General features: G+C 66.7%; 18 protein-coding genes and 1 tRNA gene. 8 read left to right on the forward strand and 11 right to left on the reverse strand.

Annotated features, from left to right (window positions below; genetic code table 11):
- Nucleotide 1: 1 nt before the first annotated feature.
- Genes IEW58_RS02615 through IEW58_RS02635 form a run of 5 tightly spaced genes read right to left on the reverse strand, consistent with a single transcriptional unit; the run spans nucleotide 2 to nucleotide 5003 of the window.
- Nucleotides 2-796, reverse strand: coding sequence for an enoyl-CoA hydratase-related protein (locus IEW58_RS02615; RefSeq protein WP_373284700.1), 795 nt, complete (start codon nucleotides 794-796; stop codon nucleotides 2-4).
- Nucleotides 781-1827: an enoyl-CoA hydratase/isomerase family protein gene (locus IEW58_RS02620; RefSeq protein WP_188643699.1), complete on the reverse strand. Its 1047-nt coding sequence runs from the start codon at nucleotides 1825-1827 to the stop codon at nucleotides 781-783. Before IEW58_RS02620 ends, IEW58_RS02615 begins: the two co-directional genes overlap by 16 nt.
- Nucleotides 1824-2969: an acyl-CoA dehydrogenase family protein gene (locus IEW58_RS02625; RefSeq protein ID WP_188643700.1), complete on the reverse strand. Its 1146-nt coding sequence runs from the start codon at nucleotides 2967-2969 to the stop codon at nucleotides 1824-1826. Before IEW58_RS02625 ends, IEW58_RS02620 begins: the two co-directional genes overlap by 4 nt.
- Nucleotides 2970-3000: 31 nt before the next feature.
- A complete protein-coding gene (locus IEW58_RS02630; protein WP_188643701.1) occupies nucleotides 3001-3498 on the reverse strand; it encodes a hypothetical protein in 498 nt (165 codons plus the stop codon).
- Nucleotides 3499-3503: 5 nt separating this feature from the next.
- Nucleotides 3504-5003, reverse strand: coding sequence for a CoA-acylating methylmalonate-semialdehyde dehydrogenase (locus tag IEW58_RS02635; RefSeq protein ID WP_188643702.1), 1500 nt, complete (start codon nucleotides 5001-5003; stop codon nucleotides 3504-3506).
- Nucleotides 5004-5115: 112 nt separating this feature from the next.
- Between IEW58_RS02635 and IEW58_RS02640 the strand changes: the two genes are divergently transcribed.
- Together IEW58_RS02640 and IEW58_RS02645 are read left to right on the forward strand one after the other, a co-directional pair.
- Nucleotides 5116-5189 (forward strand) — tRNA-Gly (locus IEW58_RS02640).
- Between the two features lie 76 nt (nucleotides 5190-5265).
- Nucleotides 5266-6210: an alpha/beta fold hydrolase gene (locus IEW58_RS02645; RefSeq protein ID WP_229658404.1), complete on the forward strand. Its 945-nt coding sequence runs from the start codon at nucleotides 5266-5268 to the stop codon at nucleotides 6208-6210.
- A 7-nt stretch (nucleotides 6211-6217) separates the two neighbouring features.
- Here IEW58_RS02645 and IEW58_RS02650 read toward each other — a convergent pair whose 3' ends face one another.
- Together IEW58_RS02650 and IEW58_RS02655 are read right to left on the reverse strand one after the other, a co-directional pair.
- Complete coding sequence (locus tag IEW58_RS02650; RefSeq protein ID WP_188643704.1) at nucleotides 6218-7276, reverse strand: NAD(P)-dependent alcohol dehydrogenase; 1059 nt, start codon at nucleotides 7274-7276, stop codon at nucleotides 6218-6220.
- Between the two features lie 13 nt (nucleotides 7277-7289).
- Entirely contained in the window at nucleotides 7290-8084 is a 795-nt protein-coding gene (locus tag IEW58_RS02655) for an SDR family oxidoreductase (protein ID WP_188645636.1), read from the reverse strand.
- 92 nt (nucleotides 8085-8176) lie between these two features.
- On the opposite strand from IEW58_RS02655, the gene IEW58_RS02660 reads away from it, so the two are divergent.
- The 5 genes from IEW58_RS02660 to IEW58_RS02680 all read left to right on the forward strand — a co-directional run bounded on the left by IEW58_RS02660 (nucleotide 8177) and on the right by IEW58_RS02680 (nucleotide 11752).
- Nucleotides 8177-9487, forward strand: coding sequence for an alkaline phosphatase PhoX (locus IEW58_RS02660; RefSeq protein ID WP_229658405.1), 1311 nt, complete (start codon nucleotides 8177-8179; stop codon nucleotides 9485-9487).
- Between the two features lie 24 nt (nucleotides 9488-9511).
- Nucleotides 9512-10069 (forward strand): hypothetical protein, encoded by a 558-nt coding sequence (locus IEW58_RS02665; RefSeq protein WP_188643705.1) that lies wholly within the window; start codon nucleotides 9512-9514, stop codon nucleotides 10067-10069.
- A 75-nt stretch (nucleotides 10070-10144) separates the two neighbouring features.
- Nucleotides 10145-10606, forward strand: a complete 462-nt coding sequence (locus IEW58_RS02670; protein ID WP_188643706.1) for a Dps family protein — start codon at nucleotides 10145-10147, stop codon at nucleotides 10604-10606.
- A 70-nt stretch (nucleotides 10607-10676) separates the two neighbouring features.
- Nucleotides 10677-11294 (forward strand): 6-phosphogluconolactonase, encoded by a 618-nt coding sequence (locus IEW58_RS02675; protein WP_188643707.1) that lies wholly within the window; start codon nucleotides 10677-10679, stop codon nucleotides 11292-11294.
- Nucleotides 11282-11752 carry an NUDIX domain-containing protein gene (locus IEW58_RS02680; protein WP_188643708.1) on the forward strand — a complete coding sequence of 157 codons (471 nt, stop codon included), beginning with the start codon at nucleotides 11282-11284 and terminating at the stop codon, nucleotides 11750-11752. The genes IEW58_RS02675 and IEW58_RS02680 overlap by 13 nt, the downstream gene beginning before the upstream one ends.
- Here IEW58_RS02680 and dinB read toward each other — a convergent pair.
- Nucleotides 11749-12888, reverse strand: coding sequence for a DNA polymerase IV (gene dinB / locus IEW58_RS02685; RefSeq protein WP_188643709.1), 1140 nt, complete (start codon nucleotides 12886-12888; stop codon nucleotides 11749-11751). The genes IEW58_RS02680 and dinB overlap by 4 nt on opposite strands.
- 96 nt (nucleotides 12889-12984) lie before the next feature.
- Between dinB and IEW58_RS02690 the strand changes: the two genes are divergently transcribed.
- Nucleotides 12985-14232 carry a multidrug effflux MFS transporter gene (locus tag IEW58_RS02690; RefSeq protein ID WP_188643710.1) on the forward strand — a complete coding sequence of 416 codons (1248 nt, stop codon included), beginning with the start codon at nucleotides 12985-12987 and terminating at the stop codon, nucleotides 14230-14232.
- Here IEW58_RS02690 and IEW58_RS02695 read toward each other — a convergent pair.
- The 3 genes from IEW58_RS02695 to IEW58_RS02705 are packed head-to-tail and all read right to left on the reverse strand — an operon-like array spanning nucleotide 14229 to nucleotide 18809.
- On the reverse strand, nucleotides 14229-15776 hold the full coding sequence (locus tag IEW58_RS02695; protein WP_188643711.1) for an acyl-CoA carboxylase subunit beta: 1548 nt from the start codon (nucleotides 15774-15776) through the stop codon (nucleotides 14229-14231). The two genes, IEW58_RS02690 and IEW58_RS02695, sit on opposite strands and share 4 nt — an antisense overlap.
- A 56-nt stretch (nucleotides 15777-15832) precedes the next feature.
- Entirely contained in the window at nucleotides 15833-17728 is a 1896-nt protein-coding gene (locus IEW58_RS02700; protein WP_188643712.1) for an acetyl/propionyl/methylcrotonyl-CoA carboxylase subunit alpha, read from the reverse strand.
- 40 nt (nucleotides 17729-17768) lie between these two features.
- Nucleotides 17769-18809 carry a phytoene/squalene synthase family protein gene (locus IEW58_RS02705; RefSeq protein ID WP_188645638.1) on the reverse strand — a complete coding sequence of 347 codons (1041 nt, stop codon included), beginning with the start codon at nucleotides 18807-18809 and terminating at the stop codon, nucleotides 17769-17771.
- Between the last annotated feature and the right edge of the window lie 5 nt (nucleotides 18810-18814).

Consider the following 18814-nt stretch of genomic DNA (forward strand, 5'->3'; position numbering starts at 1 on the left):
CTCAGCGGCCCTTCCACTGCCCTTCGCGCTTTTCGATAAAGGCCGCCATGCCTTCCGCCTTGTCTTCGGACGCGGCGAGAATCTGGAAAATGCGGCGCTCGACGATCAGGCCCTGGTCGAGCGTGGTCTCGAACGCGGCGTTGACCATTTCCTTGTTCGCGATCGCGGCCATCGGCGGCATCGCGGCGATTGTGGCGGCGGTCTTAAGTGCTTCATCCAGAAGAGTTTCGTGCGGCACGACCCGCGCGACCAGGCCGCTCCGCTCGGCTTCCGCCCCGTCCATCATCCGGCCGGTGAGGCACATCTCCATCGCCTTGGCCTTGCCGACCGCGCGGGTCAGGCGCTGGCTGCCGCCCATGCCGGGCGCGACGCCGAGCTTGATCTCGGGCTGGCCGAACTTCGCCTTGTCCGACGCGATGATGAAGTCCGCCATCATCGCCAGCTCGCATCCCCCACCGAGCGCGAAGCCGTTAACCGCAGCAATCCACGGCTTGCGCACCGCCTTGACGAGATGGCTGGTCCAACGGGCGAAGAAATCGTCGAGGTAAAAATCGGCCGAGGGCTTGTCGGCCATTTCCTTGATGTCCGCCCCGGCGGCGAAGGCCTTGTCGCCCGCGCCGGTCAGCACCGCGCAGCGCTGGCCCGGATCGGCCTCGAAGGCGGAAAATGCGGTGATCAGGTCCTCGAGAACCTGTGAGTTCAACGCGTTTAGCGCCTGAGGCCGGTTGAGTGTGATCAGCGTAACGGCATCACGCTGTTCGACGGTAATGGTCTCGAAAGTCAAAGCGGTTTCCATTCCTCGTTATCGGGCAGCGGAGCGAAGATGCTGTCGATCAGTTCGTCGGTCACGCCCTCAGGAGTGGCTGGATCCCACCGCGCGTCGCCGGTCTTGTCGACGATCACCGCGCGCACGCCCTCGGCGAAGTCGGGGCGGGTGAGGACGCGGCTGGCGATGCGGTATTCCATGCGCATCTCGTCGGCGAAGTCTTCGAGCTTCGCCGCTTCCGCCAGCTGGCGCAGCGCGACCTTGCAGGTCTGCGGGCTCTTGCTGTGGAGCGTCGCCACCTCCTTCATGGCCCATTCGCTGTCGTCGGCCTCGAGGCTGGCAAGGATGTCCTCCAGCCGGTCTGACCGAAAGTGATGCGCGATCCGGTCGGCGTTTTCCTCGATCCGGGCAGGGGGAGGAGTGGCCGACAATTCCGAGAGGATGCCGGTGATCCGATCCGGATGCTCGGCGATGCGCGCCTTGGCTTCGGCGAGTTTCCCGGAAGGCAGGTAGTGGGTCGCAAGACCTGCCCAGAGGCATTCCGCCCCGTCGAGCCGGGCGCCGGTCAGCGCGAGGAATTGACCGAGCCGTCCCGCGAGGCGGGAGAGGTAGCGGCCTCCGCCCACATCGGGAAACAGCCCGATGCCCGTTTCCGGCATGGCGAAACGGGTATGCTCGGTCGCCACGCGGAACCTGGCGGGCTGGGAGATGCCAACCCCGCCGCCCATCGTCACGCCGTCCATGAAGGCCACGATCGGCTTGGCGTATTCGAACATCAGATGGTTGAGCTGGTATTCGTCGTGGAAGAACTTGCGCCCAGACACGCCATCGTCATTGAGCGCCGAATTGCGAAGGAACGCGATGTCGCCACCGGCGCAGAAGCCGCGGCCTTCGGCGTGATCTAGGATCACCGCCTCGACCGTGTCGTCAACTGCCCAATCGGACAGGGCCGCGCTCATCGCGTGGCACATGTCGAGCGTCAGCGCGTGCAGCGCCTTGGGCCGGTTCAGCGAAATGTGCCCGACGCGGCCGTGCGTATGAATGTGTACTTCGTCGCTCATTGGCGCAGCATATCCCGCCCGACGATCATCCGCATCACCTGGTTGGTCCCTTCGAGAATCGAGTGCACACGCAGGTCGCGCCAGAAGCGCTCGATCGGATAGTCCTTGAGATAGCCATATCCGCCGAACAACTGCAGCGCGTCGTTGACGATCTTCGATCCGCTGTCGGTCGCCAGCCGCTTGGCCATCGCCGAAAAGCGCGTCTTGTCAGGCGCGTTCTCGGTCACCTTGGCCGCCGCGAGATAAAGCAGCGCTCGCGCCGCCTCAAGGTCGGTGGCCATGTCGGCGAGCATGAACTGGGTGTTCTGGAAATCCGCGATCGGCTGGCCGAACTGCTGGCGTTCCCTGGTGTATTTCACCGCCTCGTCGAGGCACCGCTGTGCCCCGCCGAGCGAGCAGGCGCCGATGTTGAGGCGGCCGCCGTCGAGCCCGGCCATCGCGAAGCGGAAGCCTTCGCCTTCGCCGCCGACCCGGTTGGCCACCGGCACGCGGCAGTCCTCGAAAATGAGCTGCGCGGTCGGCGAGGCGTTCCAGCCGAGCTTGTTCTCGGGCGCGCCATGGCTGAGGCCGGGGGTGCCCTTCTCGACCACGAGGCAGGTGATGCCCTTGCTGCGGTCCTCGCTGGTGCGGACCATGACGACGTAGATGTCGTTGAAGCCGCTTCCCGAAATGAACTGCTTGGTCCCGTTCAGGACGTAGTGGTCGCCATCGAGAACAGCGGCCGTCTTAAGCGCCGCGGCATCGCTACCCGAGCCCGGTTCGGTCAATGCGTAGCTGGCGATGTGCTCCATGCTGACCAGCTTCGGCAGGAAGCGCGCCTTTAATTCCGACGAGCCGAAGCGGTCGATCATCCAGCTCGCCATGTTATGGATCGAAATGTAGGCGCTGGTGGCGGGGCAGCCGTAGGCCATCGCCTCCATGATCAGCGCCGCTTCGAGCCGGCCGAGCGCGATGCCGCCGCTCTCTTCCGAGACGTAGATCGAGCCGAACCCTAGCTCGCCTGCCGCCTGCACGACGTCGCGCGGGAAGTGGTGATCTTCGTCCCATTGGGCCGCGAACGGAGTAATGCGGTCGGCGGTGAACTTCCTCGCCATGTCCTGTATGGCGAGCTGGTCGTCGGTAAGCTGGAACTGTCCGGTCATGCGCGCTCCGTTAGCCGATGATGCGAGCGGTTCAAGCGGCGCACCGGGTATAAGTGAACGGCCCGCCAGGCTGGTCGCCGCCACGTTCGGTACGGATGAGCTTGTCGCCCGCGGCGCTGAGCTCGACATCGCGGGTCCAGTTCATGCCTTCACCGGTGAAGGCGAACTGGGCGCGGATCGCGTTGTCGCTGCGGCTCTCGAGAGAGCCAAGTTTGCCGACCGACTCGTAGAACTTCAGCGTGGTGTCGGTAATCGTCAGCAGCCCTTTCGCGTCGCCGCGCGTGGAGGTGCAATCGGCGGGCACCATGCCCCACCGTCCCTGGAGGGCGGGGGGGATGGTCTTGGCACTCGCTTCGCCGGCCGCGGTCGAAGTTTCCGAGGGAGGGTCAGCGGGCGTTGTGCCGATGCCCCCGTCGGGTTCGGCCGGAAGCGTTTCGACAGCGGCGGGAACCTCGTCGCTGCTTTCGGGCGATTGCTGGCATGCAGAGAGGGCGAGCGGGAGCGCGGCGAGAAGGAAGACTGAGCGCATGGCCATCACCCGAAGGTCGGGATGTTGAACGCGTTTGAGCCGTCGCTGCCGCCGTCGGGCCAGCGCTGGGTGACGGTCTTGACCTTGGTCCAGAACTTCATGCCCTCGGTGCCGTACTGGTTGGTGTCGCCGAACGCGCTGCGCTTCCATCCGCCGAACGAGTGATACGCGACCGGCACCGGGATCGGCACGTTGATGCCGACCATGCCGACATTGACGCGGCTGGCGAACTCGCGCGCGGCGTGGCCGTTGCGGGTGAAGATCGCGACGCCGTTGCCGTACTGGTGCTTGCTAGGAAGCGCGACGGCTTCCTCGAAGTCCTTGGCGCGGACGATCTGGAGGACCGGTCCGAAGATCTCTTCCTTGTAGCTCTCCATGTCGGGGGTGACGTGGTCGATCAGCGTCGGCCCGACGAAGTAGCCGTTCTCGTGGCCCTGCAGCGAATAACCGCGCCCGTCGACGACGATCTCGCCGCCTTCCTTTTCCGCCGTATCGATCCACTGCTCGATGCGCGCCTTATGCTCGGCGGTGACCACCGGGCCGTAGTGCGCCTCCTTGTCGGTCGAAACGCCGATCTTGAGCGCGTGGATCGCCGGAATCAGCTTTTCCTTGAGCCGCTCGGCAGTGTCCTCGCCCACCGGCACGACCACGGGCAGCGCCATGCACCGCTCGCCGGCCGAACCGAAGGCCGCTCCGGCAAGGTCGTTGACCACCTGGTCGAGATCGGCGTCGGGCATGACGATGCCGTGGTTCTTCGCGCCGCCCATCGCCTGCACGCGCTTACCGGCGGCGACGCCGCGGTTGTAGACGTAGTGCGCGATGTCGGAGGAGCCGACGAAGCTGACCGCGGCGATGTCGGGATGGTCGAGGATCGCATCGACCATTTCCTTGTCGCCATGGACCACTTGCAGCAGGCCCTCGGGCGCGCCGGCTTCGAGGAACAACTCAGCAAGCCGCACCGGCACGCTCGGGTCGCGCTCGCTGGGCTTGAGGATGAAGGCGTTGCCGCAGGCGATCGCCATGCCGAACATCCACATCGGGATCATCGCCGGGAAGTTGAACGGGGTGATGCCTGCTCCGATGCCGAGCGGCTGGCGCATCGAATAGACGTCGATGCCCGGGCCCGCGCCGATGGTGTATTCGCCTTTCTGCACCTGTGGGATGCCGCAGGCGTACTCGATCACCTCCAGACCGCGCTGAACGTCGCCCAGCGCATCGTCGATCACCTTGCCGTGCTCCGAGCTGAGCAGGTGCGCGAGCTCTTCACGGTTGGCTTCCACGAGTTGCTTGTAGGCGAACATCACCCGCGCACGGCGCTGCGGGTTGGTCGCCGCCCAGCCGGGCTGAACCGCCTTGGCGGCTTCAACGGCGCGGTCGAGCAGGGCCGCGTCGCCCAGCGGCACGCGCGCCTGCACTTCGCCGGTCGAGGGGTTGAACACGTCCTTGAAACGGGCCGCTGTTCCGGCAGCCGGGCCGCCGACCATGAAGTGATCGATGTCGCGCATGGGGAGTCTCCTTTGCGGTGCGCCTTGCGACCCTGCGAGGCGGAAATCAACCGGTTGCCGCTGAAACGATTGACCGTCGCGCTGGCGTCAAGCTAATGGCCCGCCTGCAGGCGCGGGTATGATGTAATGGTAGCCTGTCAGCTTCCCATGCTGAACGCGCGGGTTCGATTCCCGCTACCCGCTCCAGATTTCCCGACCCCGCTTGCCAAGCGCCCATGCGGCGGCAATGGTGGCGTTTTGCAACGCTTTCGGGGGGCAAGGCTTGAACCAGGTCGCATCGGTGGATCCGAACTACGACGGCACCTTGCTGGGCCGTTTCGATGGTGAACAGCCGCCGGCGGCGGACTGGTTCATGGAGGCGCTCGCGAACGCGCCCGAACGGTCGACCTTTGAAGTTGACGGCGCTGCGATTGAGCTGCTGACCTGGGGCGAGGTCGGCAAACCGGGCTTGCTGTTCCTTCATGGCAATGCCGCCCACGCCGACTGGTGGAGCTTCATCGCCCCGCTTTTCGCAGGCGATTACCGCTGCGCCGCGATCTCCTGGTCCGGGATGGGCGGCTCCGACTGGCGCGAACGCTACGCGATCCCGACATTCGCCGAGGAGGCGCTCGGCGCAATCGATGCAGCGCAGCTCGGCGCGAGCGGGCAACCCCCGGTGATCATCGCCCACTCTTTCGGCGGCTTTCCGACACTCTACCTGTCGAGTTTCCACCCCGAGGCGATCTCAGGCGCGATCCTGGTCGATTCGGCACCGCCGAGGGACGAGGGCGGCCCACCCCCTCGGCTGGCGCAGGGGCGCACGCTCAACCCGCGCTATCCCTCGCTCGCCTCCGCGTTGCGCCGGTTCCGTTTCCTGCCCGAACAGGACGACGGCCTGCCCGAGATCATCGACTGGATCGCCCGCAAGGCCTTGCACGAGGTGGCCGAAACCGACGAGGCACCCGGCGGGTGGACGTGGCGTTTCGACCCGCAATTCTGGGCGCACTTCGAGCGCGGCAACCTTGCCGCCAGGCCCAGGGTGCCGACGGGCATCATTATCGGGGAGAAGTCCGCGTTGTTCCCCCCGGGACGGCTTGAAGACCTTCAATCGCTGATGACCGACCTGCGGTTCACCACGGTTGTAGAGGACGCCTATCACCACGTCCTCGTCGATCACCCGCTTGAACTGGTCGCGGCGATCCGTGAAGGGCTGCCGCTGCTTCGCTAACGCGCCGTCAAAGCGTGGCCATGTCGATGACGAAGCGATACTTCACGTCGCTCGCTTCCATCCGGTCGTAGGCGGTGTTGACCTCCTCCATGCGGATCGTCTCGATCTCGGGCGCGATGCCATGCTCGGCGCAGAAATCGAGCATCTCCTGCGTTTCTGCGAGCCCGCCGATCCCGCTTCCGGTGAGAATCTTGCGCCCCAGCAGGATGCCCGTGTGCAGCTCCGGCATTTTCTCGATCATTCCAACGATCACCTGCACCCCGTCGACCTTCAGCAGCAGGAGATAGGGCGCGACGTCGTGGCGCACGGGGATGGTGTTGAGCACCATGTCGAAACGTCCCGCGGCGGCGCGCATGGCGTCCTTGTCGGTGGTGATAAGGAAATCCTGCGCGCCCAGAGCCAGCGCATCTGCGCGTTTATCCTCGCTGCGGCTGAGCACAGTCACGTGCGCCCCCATCGCGACCGCCAGCTTAACTCCCATGTGGCCAAGCCCGCCGAGACCGGCGACCGCGACCTTGCTGCCCGGGCCGATCTTCCACTGGCGCAGCGGCGAGTAAGTGGTGATCCCCGCGCAGAGCAGCGGCGCTGCCAGGTCCGACGGGAGCGTCTCGGGCACCTTGAGCACGAACTCCTCGCGGCAGACGATCTTGTCCGAATAGCCACCGTAGGTGATCGATCCGTCCTGGCGATCCTTGCCGTTGTAGGTGCCAGTCATGCCGTTTCGGCAATACTGTTCGAGATCGGCCTTGCAGTGATCGCACTCCATGCAGGCATCGACCATGCAGCCGATCGCCACCCGGTCGCCGACCGCGTGACGGGTGACGCCCTCGCCGACGGCCGCCACCGTGCCCACGATCTCGTGCCCCGGCACTACGGGGTAGGTCGTGCGGCCCCAGTCGTTGCGCGCCGTGTGAAGATCCGAATGGCAGATGCCGCAGTGGCTGATGTCGATCAGGACATCGTCGGGGCGAAGTCCGCGGCGGGTGAAGGAAAACGGCGCCATGCCGCTGTCGGGCGAAGTGGCGGCGTACCCCTTGGCGGGATATTCATTGGTCTGGCTGGCCATGGTCGCGTGATCCTTACTTGGGAGGCATGCGGATGCCGCCATCAAGGCGGAACTGGTGCGCGTTGAGATAGCCGTTGCGGGCGATCTCAAGCACGAGCGAAGCGAACTCGTCCGGCTCGCCGAGCCGCTTTGGGAACGGCACGCTCGCGTTGAGCTGGTCCCACATCGCGGGATTGCGATCCTTCATCCCGAGCATCAGCGGGGTGGCGAAGATGCCCGGCATGATCGAATTGACCCGGATGCCGAGGTCCATCAGGTCGCGCGCCATCGGGAGGACGAGGCCGTTCACCCCCGCTTTGCAGGAGCCGTAGATCACCTGTCCTATCTGCCCGTCCTGTGCCGCGACGCTGGCAGTGAGGATGATCACGCCGCGTTCCCCGTCCTCGTTGAGAGGTTCGGCGTTGGCCATGCCGAGCGCGGAGATCGACGCTACCCGGTAACTCGAAACCAGCACGCCTTCTGCACCGAAGGCGTAATCCTCGGTAGAGAGGCGCTTGTAGCCGCCACTTGCCTTGTCCCAGCCCACGGTCTTGCCCCGCCGGCTGGTCATGGCGCAGTGGACGGTGACGCGCTCCTGGCCGTGTGCGGCCCGGGCTTTCTCGAAGCCTGCAAGCACCGAATCCTCGTCGGTGATATCGACGTGGCAGAACAGGCCGCCGATCGCCTTTGCGTGTGCCTCGCCCGCTTCGTCGTTGACGTCGAAAATCGCGACCTTGAAGCCCGCGTCGCTCAAAGCCTGCGCGCTCGCCCTGCCGAGGCCCGAGGCCCCACCCGTCACCACTGCAGCCAGTCCCGCTTCCAGCTTCATCGCATCGTTCTCCACCCAAGAATCGGCTGTCATCGCCGTTTCATCCCGCTATCGCAGGCCAGATACGCAAACGCCAAGAAGGTTCGCTTTTCATGACCATGCCTATGCATCGCCGCTCATTTCTCGGCGCGACCGCCAGTGCGTTCGCCGCGCTTGCTGCGAGCGGGTGCTCCACGATGCAGCACCGCGCCTCGACCGGCTACGGGCCGTTGGTCACCGACCCGGCCGGGCTGGTCGATCTGCCTGCGGGGTTCACTTACCGTGTGATATCCCAACTCGGCGATACGATGAGCGACGGCTTCACCGTGCCCGACGCCGCGGATGGAATGGGCTGTTTCGACCTCGGCGGCGGAAAGATCGCCTTGGTGCGCAACCACGAACTCATGCCCGGCAAGGACGGCGGCGGGGTGATGGGCCCTGCGTTCGACACGATGGCCCGAAGCCTCGTCCCGCTTCCGGGCGGGACGACCACCATTGTCCTCGACGCCAGGACGCTTGCGGTGGAGAAGCAATACCGTTCTCTCGCCGGTACGATCCGCAATTGCGCCGGCGGCACCACCCCGTGGGGCAGCTGGCTCACCTGCGAGGAAGCGCCGATGCGCGCGGGCGGGGCGATCAACAGGGATCACGGCTGGGTCTTCGAAGTGCCCGCCCGCGCGCCGGGGTTGGTCGATCCGGTGCCGCTCAAGGCGATGGGCCGGTTCAACCACGAAGCGGCCTGCGTCGATCCGCGCACCGGGTATGTTTACCAGACCGAGGATCGCGACGACGGCCTGCTATACCGTTTCATCCCCAAGGTGCCGGGAAAGCTCGCTGAAGGCGGCAAGCTCCAGGCGCTCGCGTTCACCGATGGAGTCGGAGACACGCGCAACTGGGGCGGGGTCAGCGTCGCGCCGCAAAGCTGGCGCGCGGTCCGGTGGATCGACCTCACCGACGTCGAGGCGCCGGAGGATGACTTGCGCAAGCGCGGTGCGGCGTCGGGAGCAGCGCTTTTCGCCCGTGGCGAAGGCATCCACATGGGAGAGGGTGAGCTCTACTTCTGCTGCACCAGCGGGGGCACCGCAAAGCTGGGTCAGGTCTTCCGCCTCGATACCGCGGGGGAGGACCGCGGAGGCGGCAAGCTGCAACTGTTCTTCGAATCGACCAGCCCCGATCAATTCAACTTCGGCGACAACCTGACGATCGCTCCGTGGGGCGACCTTGTCGTTTGTGAGGACCAGTACACCGACGTCGTGACCAACCATCTTCGCGGCATCACGCCTGAAGGCGTGGCCTATCCGCTGGCCCTGCTGCACCAGCAGACCGAGTGGGCGGGGGCATGTTTCGCGCCCGACGGCCGGACGCTGTTCGTCAACGCATACCACCCGGCCAAGACGCTGGCGATCACGGGGCCATGGATCTGACGCCAGGATCGCGGAACTGATCGCTTGAGCGCTTTCCTGTTCGCACTTGTCGCGGTAATCGCCGTTTCGCTCGGCGGGCGCGATCAGATGCTGGTGGCGCGGCTGGCAGAGCGACTGGGGCGGGGCGGTCCGCTGCTCGCGGTGGGGGTGCTCTCCTCGATAGCCTCGGCCTTCGCCATGGCGGCCGCGGGCCTCACGCTGACGTTGATCCTCCCTGGACCGGCGGCGGATATGCTCGTCGCCCTCGCGCTGCTTATCGCCGCGGTAGAACTCGCCTGGCCCAGGGCCGCGACGCTGCCCGAGGAGCCGACGCAGTCGCTCGCCGCCATCTTCATCGTGCTGGCCGCACGGCAGGTCGGTGACGCGGCGCGGTTCCTCGTTCTCGCGCTCGCCGCAGGTGGGCCGGCATGGTTGGCAGGGGCGGGCGGAGCAACAGGCGGGATCGTGGCGCTATGCCTTGGCATTGCGATGGGCGACGAAATCAGGGACTGGCCGCTGCGCCTGATCCGGCGCGTCATGGCAGCCGTACTTGCAATCGTCGCCCTGGTTATCGGCCTCGCGAGCCGGGGAATTATCGGCTGAACCGATTACTCTTTCGGACTTTTGTCGAGAATCCGACCATCCGCCGGCCCGTTGACAGGGAGAACGGAGGAAAGAATGGCCCAGACAGGCGACAACTCGAAAAAGGCGATGATCGACGAGCTTAACGGAGTGCTCGCGGATCACTTCGCTCTCTACATCAAGACCAAGAACTTTCACTGGCATCTCAAAGGTCCGCGCTTCCGCGACCTGCACCTGCTGTTCGACGAGCAAGCAGCCGCGATCCTCGGGGTGACCGATGCGATGGCGGAGCGGGTCCGCAAGCAGGATGGAGAGACCCTTACTTCGATCGGTGCGATCGCCAGGACCAGCCGGATCAAGGACGAAGACAACACAGCGCTGGAAGCCGACGCAATGGTCGAAGCACTTCGCGCTGACAACGAGACGCTCGTCAGCGGTCTTAAAACACTGAAGAATGCTGCCGAGGAAGCCGGTGACAACGCCACCAGCGCCCTGGTCGATGAATGGCAGGATGCCGCCGAGGAACGCGTCTGGTTTCTCTCGCAGACGCTCAAGTAACGAGCTGTCTCAGCAAGAAAGGCCGCTCCCCGCCACTGGTCGGGGACGGCATTTTTGGTATGAGCGGCGGGTGAGTAATATCTCCATCATCGAGGGCGCCAGCGATGAGGCGATTGCCGGCTGGCTCGCGCGTGCCATCGGCGAAGCGATCGCCGAAGGTGGCCCCACCGCCATCGCGGTACCGGGAGGGTCCACTCCCTTTCCGATCCTGGAACGGCTCGCCTCCATGCCGCTTGAGTGGTCCCGGATCACTGTATGGCCGACCGACGACCGGATAGTTCCGGAAGACCACCCCGCTTCGAACACCGGGCGTATTCGGGCCCTGCTGGGCCCCGTCGGGGCCGAGGTTGTTACGCTCACAGAGATGGAGCAGGTGCCGCGCTTTGCGCTGGTCTGGCTTGGCATGGGCGAGGACGGCCATGTCGCTTCGCTGTTTCCGAACACGGATCCCCGGCCCGACGACCGGGACTCAATCCGCCGGCTAACGCCCGATCCGCTTCCGCCCGAAGCCCCGTTCGACCGCGTGACCCTGACCATCCCCGCGCTGCTCGCGAGTGACCGGCTCCTGCTGGTCATCCGTGGGGAGGCCAAGCGGCGGGTGTTCGAAGACGCCCTGGGCGGACGCGGCGACCTTCCGGTCGCCCGCCTGCTCGCCGCGGCCACGCAGCCGGTCGTATGCTTCACTTGATCCCCCGGCCGCTGCATCGGGCGCTTCTGAGGCTGGCCCATCGCTGGCGCCACCACTGGCGCAAGTTCCGCCGGGCGCCTCTCGCGGGCGTTTCGGTCTTCGTCACCGACATGGAAGGGCGCTTGCTGCTGGTCCGGCACAGCTATGGCTCGGGCGCCTGGGCGCTTCCCGGTGGCGGAATGGGTCCGCGGGAGGAAGCCGAAGACGCCGCCCGGCGCGAAATTGCCGAGGAAGTCGGCTGCAGGCTCGAAGGGGTGCGGGTGCTGGAGAAGCTCCACGAGACGATCTCGGGCTCGCCCCATACCGCGTGGCTTGTGGCCGCCCGAACGCTCGATCGCCCCCGCGCCGACAAGCGCGAGATTGTCGAGGTGCGCTTCTTCCCCACCCACTCGTTGCCCGAGCCGCTGACCCCGCTCACCCGCGCGCGGATCGCCGCCTGGCGCGGCAAGTTGCGCTAGAGCAACAGCGAGAGTTGGGCGGTGTCGCGTGGCAGCTCGGCCGCGCTCGCGCCTTCGAGGTTCGACAGCGTCAGCCCCATCAGCCGGATCGGCAGCGGCAAGGGGAGCGCCTCGTCGAGCAACCTGCGCGCCGACTGCGCGAACTCCGCCTTGTTCGCCACCGGGCGCTGGAGCGACTTCGCGCGGGTGGTGATCTGGAAATCGGTGTACTTCATCTTCAGGGTCACGGTGCGGCCCTTCGCCTGCGTGCGCTCGATCGAGTCCCAGACGATGTCGATGATGTTCTCCAGCGTCTCGCGCAGCGCCGGTCCGCTCGAGATATCCTCGGAGAAAGTCCGCTCTCCACCGACCGATTTGCGAATCCGGTTGGCGCGCACCGGCCTCAGGTCGATCCCGCGCGCCGCACGGTAAAGATAGTCGGCGAAGCTGCCGAAGTGGGCCCGCAACCAGGCGATATCCTTGGCCGCAAGATCGGCGCCGGTCTCGATCCCCAGCCGCGCCATCTTCTCCGCACCCTTGGGCCCGACGCCGTGAAAGCGCCGGATGGGCAGCGACTGCACGAAGGCGGCTCCTTGTCCGGGACGGATGACGCACAGGCCGTCCGGCTTGTTCTGGTCGCTCGCGAGCTTGGCGAGAAACTTGTTGTAGCTGACACCCGCGCTCGCGGTAAGGCCGGTCTCGGCGCGGATCCGGCGGCGGATCTCCTCGGCGATGAGCGTCGCGCTGCCGATGCCCTTCAGGTCGTCGGTCACGTCGAGATAGGCTTCGTCGAGGCTCAGTGGCTCGACGTGCGGCGTGTAGTCGCGGAATATCGCCCGGATCTGGCCCGAGACTTCCTTGTATACGTCGAAGCGTGTCCTGCAGAAGATGAGGTCGGGGCACAGCCGCTTCGCGGTAAGCGAGGGCATTGCGCTGCGAACGCCAAACCGGCGCGCCTCGTAACTGGCCGCGGCGACCACGCCCCGGCCCGACGAGCCGCCGACCGCGACCGGCTTGCCGCGCAGCGAGGGGTGGTCCCGCTGCTCCACGCTGGCGAAGAACGCGTCCATGTCGACGTGGATGATCTTGCGCAGGCCAACGTCGTGCTGGCCCCCTTCCTCGTCATCTGCCGGCTCGGTCGGTTCTGCGCTGCTCATTGGGCATACCCGATACGCCGCCCCGCGCGTTGGCGGAAGCATATGCACAAATCGTCACTGGCCAAGCCGCCGCAAGGGGTTCATGGCCCCGCCCCCATGCACGGAGCCGCTACCCCCGCCGAACAGACTGCCTTCGCCGCGATGAGCGAGCGGCGGCTGGTGTTCATGATGGCCGCGCTGATGAGCCTGCAGGCGCTCGGCATCGATTCGATGCTCCCCGCAATCGGCATGATCGGCGACGACCTGGGCGCGTCGGGCAATCAGCGGCAGTTCGTGATCGGCGCCTACTTGTTGGGATCGGGGCTGGGCGCGCTGGTACCGGGCGTGCTGGCGGACCGCTTCGGGCGGCGGCCGCTCCTGCTCGGGGCGATCGTGATCTACGCAGCGCTTTCGCTGCTGTGTTCGCTCGTGACGTCATTTCCGGTGCTGATCGCGCTGCGGATGACGCAGGCTTTCCTCACCGCGGGCCTTTCCGTGCTGCCCGCCGCGATCATTCGTGACCGGGTGGGCGGGGACCGGATGGCCCGCATGATGTCGACCATCATGGTCGTGTTCATGGTCGTGCCGGTGCTCGCGCCGTTCCTCGGGCAGACGGTGCTGTTGTTCGCCGGCTGGCGCTACATCTTCGTGCTGATGGCGGTTCTTGCCGCGCTGGTCGGCCTGTGGACGTTGCGCGACCTGCCGGAGAGCTTGCACGCGGAGGACCGTCAGTCGATCTCGCTCGGCCCGGTGCTGCGCAACATGCGCGAGGCTTTCCTGCGGCGCGATGCCATCGGCTACGTCGTCGGCTCGAGCCTGGTGTTCGGCGCGCTGTTCGGCTTCCTGAACTCGGCGCAGCAGCTCGTCAGCGATACCTTTCACATGGGGCCGTACTTCCCCTTCATCTTCGGTGGAGCCGCGGCGGGGATGGCGCTGGCGAATTTCTTCAACTCGCGCATCGTCGAGCGGTTCGGCGCGCGGCGGGTTTCGCATACCGCGCTTCTGGCCTTCATCGCGACGTCGGTGCTGCAAGTGCTGGCGGCGAGCTCGGGCGAGGAAAAACTGTGGCAGTTTCTTCCCCTGATGGCGACGAACATGGCGCTGCTCGGTTTCGTCGGCGCCAACTTCGGCTCGATCGCGATGCAGCCGTTCCAGCACATCGCGGGTTCCGCTTCCTCCGCCCAGTCGTTCCTGCGGATGGTCACCTCGGCTGTGCTCGGAGCGATCATCGGCCAGGCTTATGACGGCACCGCGCAGCCGCTCGCCTGGGCACTGCTGATCTCGGGCGTCATCAGCCTCGCGATGGTGCTTTTCAGCGAAAAGGGGCGGCTGTTCCGCCGGCTTCATCCGCGGATGGCGAACTAGGCCCCGAGCGCGCGCCAGGCGAGCTCGGCGAATTCGCACAGCAGCGGCCGGGTGTCGCGCGGGTCGATGATGTCTTCCACATTGAACCGCTCCGCGCTGCGGAAAGGCGAGGTGACTTTCGCCAGCCGCTCCCGGATCGCGTCGAGGGTGGCGGCGGGATCGTCCGACGCCTCGATCTCGGACTTGTAGGCGACTTCCAGCCCGCCCGCGATGGGGAGGGAGCCCCAGTCGCCCGAGGGCCAGCAATAGCGGTATTGGTAGCGATCTGCGTTCGACATGGCGCTTCCGGCGATGCCGTAGGCACGGCGCATGACCACGCTGGCGAGCGGGACGGTCGCCCTGTAAACCGCGTTCATCGCCTGGACGCCATAGCGGATGGTGCCCGCCATTTCGGCTTCGCGCCCGATCATGAATCCAGGGTTGTCAACGAGATGCACGATCGGCAGCCGGAACTGGTCGGCCAGCTTGACCCAGCGTTCTACTTTCTCGGAAGTCTTGGCGTCCCACGATCCGCCGAGGAAGCTGGGATCGCTCGCCAGCACCATCACCGGCCAGCCGTCGAGGCGGGCGAGGGCGGTGATCGCGGCGCGACCCCAGTTGCGGCCGATTTCGAACACGGTCCCCTTGTCCATGATCAGGTCGAGCGCGCGGCGCATCGAATAAACCTGCTTCTCGCCGCGCGGGACGAGTGAAAGAAGCGCTTCTTCGCGGCGCCGAACAGGGTCCGAACACGCCGAACGCCGCGCAAGCTGTCCGACATGCTCGGGCATGAACGAGAGAAAGTGTCGCGCGCGGGCGAACGCCTCGGCCTCGCTGGCCACTTCGTCGTCCACCACGCCGTTGCGGGTATGGATGCCGCTGCCGCCGAGCGCTTCCTTGGCTTCCTCGTGACTTTGCGAGCCGTCCTTCCACGCCTCGCCCAGCGCATCCACCACCGCCGGTCCCGCGGCGAAGATCTGGGAGAGTCCCTTGACCATGATCGAGTAGTGGCTGGCGACGATCCGCGCCGCGCCGAGCCCTGCCGTGGGCCCGAGCGCGAGCGCCACCACCGGCACGGTGTCCAGGTTCTCGACCACGTCGCCCCATGGCGTCACCGCGGGAATGTAGGTGGCGCCGATCATCTCGAGCGTCTTGACCGAGCCGCCGCCACCGGTGCCGTCGATCATGCGGATGATCGGGAGCTTGAGCTCGTGCGCCATCTTCTCGGCCTGGACCATCTTGCGGCCGATGCCCGCGTCCGCCGCGCCGCCGCGAATGGTGAAATCGTCGACCGTGGCGACAACCGGGCGCCCGTTGATGGTCGCCTTGCCGAAGAGGAACGGGGCGGGGAGGACGCCGGTCAGCTCGCCGTTATCGTCGTAGGAGCCCTTGCCGGCGATCTTGCCGATCTCGCGGAAGCTGCCCGGATCGACCAGCGCGGCGAGGCGCGCGCGCGCGTCCATCTTGCCGCGGGCATGCTGGCGGGCCACCTTGTCGGCTCCGCCCATCTGCTCGGCGAGTGCCTCGCGCCGGCGCAGTTCGTCGAGTTCAGCGTCCCAGCTCATTCCCGTCCTCGTCCTTGCCCTGTTACGCTCGCAACGACGCGACGGGAGAGCAAGCGTTAAGTATCGGCAGCAGGCTCCACCACGGCCAGCACCGCCTCCACCTGCACCTGGCTGCCTTCGCTGACCGACAGTTCGATGACGGTCCCGGCGAACGGAGCGGTGAGCGCGTGCTCCATCTTCATCGCTTCGAGCACCAGCAGCCGCTGCCCGGCATCGACCGCCTGGCCGTGCTCCACGTCAACCGCGATGACCTTGCCCGGCATCGGCGCGAGGATGGCCCCATCCGCAGCCGAATGCCCGCCGCCCGAGAAGTTGGGCAGGGTGAACAGGTACGGCTGGGCGTCGCGCCAGACCAGCACGCCGCTCTCGACCGGCGCGGAAAAGCCGCTGGCGCCGGTGCAGTCCTCCAGCATCAGGGTCCGCCGTTCGCCGAGGTGCTGGACGGTGATGCGCGGCGCGTCGGGCCGGTTGAGGCGGAAGCCGAAGTTCGCCCCCCAGGGTCCGGCACCCGGCTCCTCGCCCGCGGCGAACCACGGCGCGAACAGCGACAGCGCCGCGACTTGCCATTCGGCGTCACCGACAGGGGCCACCTGGGTCAGCGCATCGCCGCGCTCCGCGATCAGGCCCGTGGTGACTTCGCCGGCCTGGAACACGGGATCGCTGAGGCAGGCGAGCAGGAACGCCGCATTCGTCTTCACCGGCCACACCCGGGTTGCGTAAAGCCCTGCGGCGAGATCGATAATTGCCTCCTCGCGCGTGTCGCCGCGAGCCACCAGCTTGGCGATCATCGGATCGTAGAACGGGCTGACCTCGTCCCCTTCTTCCACCCCGGTCTCCACTCGCAGGATGCCGTCGGGCAGTTCGAGCAGCTCGAGCGGGCCGGTCGAGGGGAGGAACCCGCTGACCGGGTCTTCGGCATAGAGCCGGGCTTCCATCGCCCAGCCGTCGATCGACAGTTCGTCCTGGGCGAGCGGGATTGGCTCCCCGCTGGCGACGCGCAGTTGCCATTCGACGAGGTCGACGCCGGTAATCTCCTCGGTCACCGGATGCTCGACCTGCAGGCGGGTGTTCATCTCCATGAAGAAGATGCGGTCGGCGCGCAGGCCTTCGCTGGCGTCGGCAATGAATTCGATGGTGCCCGCGCCTTCGTAATCGACCGCCTTGGCAGCGCGCACCGCGGCGGCGCAGATCGCCTCACGCGTCTGTTCGTCCATGCCGGGCGCGGGGGCTTCCTCGATCACCTTCTGGTGGCGGCGCTGGAGCGAGCAATCGCGCTCGAACAGGTGGACGACATTGCCGTGGCTGTCGCCAAAGACCTGCACCTCGATATGGCGGGGCGAGGTGATCCACTTTTCGAGCAGGACCTCGTCATTGCCGAAGCTCGCGGCCGCCTCGCGCCGGCACGAGGCGAGAGCGGCCTCGAAATCCTCTGCCGCATCGACCTTGCGCATACCCTTGCCGCCGCCGCCGGCGACCGCCTTGATCAGCACGGGATAGCCGATGGCGTCGGCTTCCGACTTCAGGCGCCCGGGCGACTGGTCATCGCCCTCGTAGCCCGGCGTCACCGGCACGCCGGCCGCGCGCATGAGCTTCTTGGCCGCATCTTTCAGGCCCATGGCCTCGATGCTTTCGGGCTTCGGACCGACCCAGACCAGGCCGGCTTCGGTCACCGCCCGCGCGAAGGCCGCATTCTCGGACAGGAAGCCGTAGCCGGGATGGATCGCGTCGGCCCCGGCTGCCCGGGCGGCCGCAATGATCCTGTCGCCCAACAGATAGCTCTCGGCCGCGGGGGAGGGGCCGATGTGCACGGCCTCGTCCGCCTCGCGTACGTGGAGCGCCTCGGCATCGGCGTCGGAATAGACCGCGACTGTGGCGATCCCCATCTCTTGCGCGGTGCGCATCACGCGGCAGGCGATCTCGCCGCGGTTGGCGATGAGGAGTTTGCTGATCATGCGCGCCGGTTAGTCCCGCGGCGAACGGGCGGCAAGACGCTCACTCCGGGAGCGGCGCCATCGGCGGCGGGGCGATGGGGCCGGACATGCGCACGTCTATCAGGATGTCGCCGCGGTTCCAGCCGGGCTCTTCGCCAGGCTCTTCCGGCTTGTTCCTGACCGCTTCCCAGAACGCTGCGGTCACATGGCGCAGCTTGGCGCTGCTGCCGATGACGACGCGGTGGTCCCAGGCGTGCGTCCCGCGGTCCCGCACTTCCCGGCCAATCGCGCCATAGATGCGGGCGGCGGCCAGCACGGCCCAGCGGCTGCGAAAGGGGAGCCGCGCCGCTCCCATCCGCGCCCATGCCTCGTGCCGTTCCATCCGGCGGATGAGGCGCGCGGTCATGTCGGCCAGTTCCTGCCGGTGATGCGGCTTCATGTGCTGGCCGGGCTCGATATCCTCTTCGGCAAGCCATTCCTGCGGCAGGTAGCAGCGGTCGGCCTTGTCGTCCTCGTCGAGGTCGCGGGCGATGTTGGCGAGCTGGAACGCGAAGCCGAGGTCGCAGGCGCGGTCGAGCATCCACGAATCGTCGCGCGGGACACCCATGACGACCGCCATCATCACGCCCACCGCGCCCGCGACATGGTAGCAATAGCGCGCCAGGTCCGCTTCGCTGCGCGGACGCCAGCCCAGCGCGTCGAGCTCGAAGCCCATGATGACGTCCTCGGCCATCTCGCGGGTGAGGCCGCATTCGCGCGCGACGAGACCGAAGGCGTCGAACGCCGGGTCGGCGGTCGGCAGGCCTTCGAATGCGCGTTCGGTCAAGAGGCGGATGGCGGTGACGCGGCGCTCGGCACCTTCCTGCTCGCCCAGCGCGCCGCCCAATTCCTGCGCATCGGCAAGGTCGTCACAGCGCCGGCACCAGGCATAGAGCAGCCATACTTTCTCGCGCGTGGCGCTGTCGAACAGCCGGCTGGCGAGCGCGAAGCTCTTCGATCCGCGCGCGATCGAATCCTCCGCCCAATCGACGAGGTCTTCCCGTTCGCGCCCGCCGCCCGCCTGCGCCGGGGTCGTGCGCAGGATGCGCGAAGGCGCCAGCATCCGGG

Source organism: Tsuneonella deserti (assembly GCF_014644315.1).
Taxonomy (GTDB): Bacteria; Pseudomonadota; Alphaproteobacteria; order Sphingomonadales; family Sphingomonadaceae; genus Tsuneonella; species Tsuneonella deserti.

What these genes read in the sequence shown, in the direction of transcription:
- dinB (WP_188643709.1), bottom strand. Translation starts at nt 12,888, where the DNA reads ATGAGCAGCGCAGAACCGACCGAGCCGGCAGATGACGAGGAAGGGGGC.
- IEW58_RS02630 (WP_188643701.1), bottom strand. Translation starts at nt 3,498, where the DNA reads ATGCGCTCAGTCTTCCTTCTCGCCGCGCTCCCGCTCGCCCTCTCTGCA.
- IEW58_RS02695 (WP_188643711.1), bottom strand. Translation starts at nt 15,776, where the DNA reads ATGAGCTGGGACGCTGAACTCGACGAACTGCGCCGGCGCGAGGCACTC.
- IEW58_RS02680 (WP_188643708.1), top strand. Translation starts at nt 11,282, where the DNA reads ATGCTTCACTTGATCCCCCGGCCGCTGCATCGGGCGCTTCTGAGGCTG.
- IEW58_RS02670 (WP_188643706.1), top strand. Translation starts at nt 10,145, where the DNA reads ATGGCCCAGACAGGCGACAACTCGAAAAAGGCGATGATCGACGAGCTT.
- IEW58_RS02660 (WP_229658405.1), top strand. Translation starts at nt 8,177, where the DNA reads ATGACCATGCCTATGCATCGCCGCTCATTTCTCGGCGCGACCGCCAGT.
- IEW58_RS02620 (WP_188643699.1), bottom strand. Translation starts at nt 1,827, where the DNA reads ATGAGCGACGAAGTACACATTCATACGCACGGCCGCGTCGGGCACATT.
- IEW58_RS02700 (WP_188643712.1), bottom strand. Translation starts at nt 17,728, where the DNA reads ATGATCAGCAAACTCCTCATCGCCAACCGCGGCGAGATCGCCTGCCGC.
- IEW58_RS02690 (WP_188643710.1), top strand. Translation starts at nt 12,985, where the DNA reads ATGCACGGAGCCGCTACCCCCGCCGAACAGACTGCCTTCGCCGCGATG.
- IEW58_RS02615 (WP_373284700.1), bottom strand. Translation starts at nt 796, where the DNA reads ATGGAAACCGCTTTGACTTTCGAGACCATTACCGTCGAACAGCGTGAT.
- IEW58_RS02635 (WP_188643702.1), bottom strand. Translation starts at nt 5,003, where the DNA reads ATGCGCGACATCGATCACTTCATGGTCGGCGGCCCGGCTGCCGGAACA.
- IEW58_RS02625 (WP_188643700.1), bottom strand. Translation starts at nt 2,969, where the DNA reads ATGACCGGACAGTTCCAGCTTACCGACGACCAGCTCGCCATACAGGAC.
- IEW58_RS02650 (WP_188643704.1), bottom strand. Translation starts at nt 7,276, where the DNA reads ATGGCCAGCCAGACCAATGAATATCCCGCCAAGGGGTACGCCGCCACT.
- IEW58_RS02655 (WP_188645636.1), bottom strand. Translation starts at nt 8,084, where the DNA reads ATGAAGCTGGAAGCGGGACTGGCTGCAGTGGTGACGGGTGGGGCCTCG.
- IEW58_RS02705 (WP_188645638.1), bottom strand. Translation starts at nt 18,809, where the DNA reads ATGCTGGCGCCTTCGCGCATCCTGCGCACGACCCCGGCGCAGGCGGGC.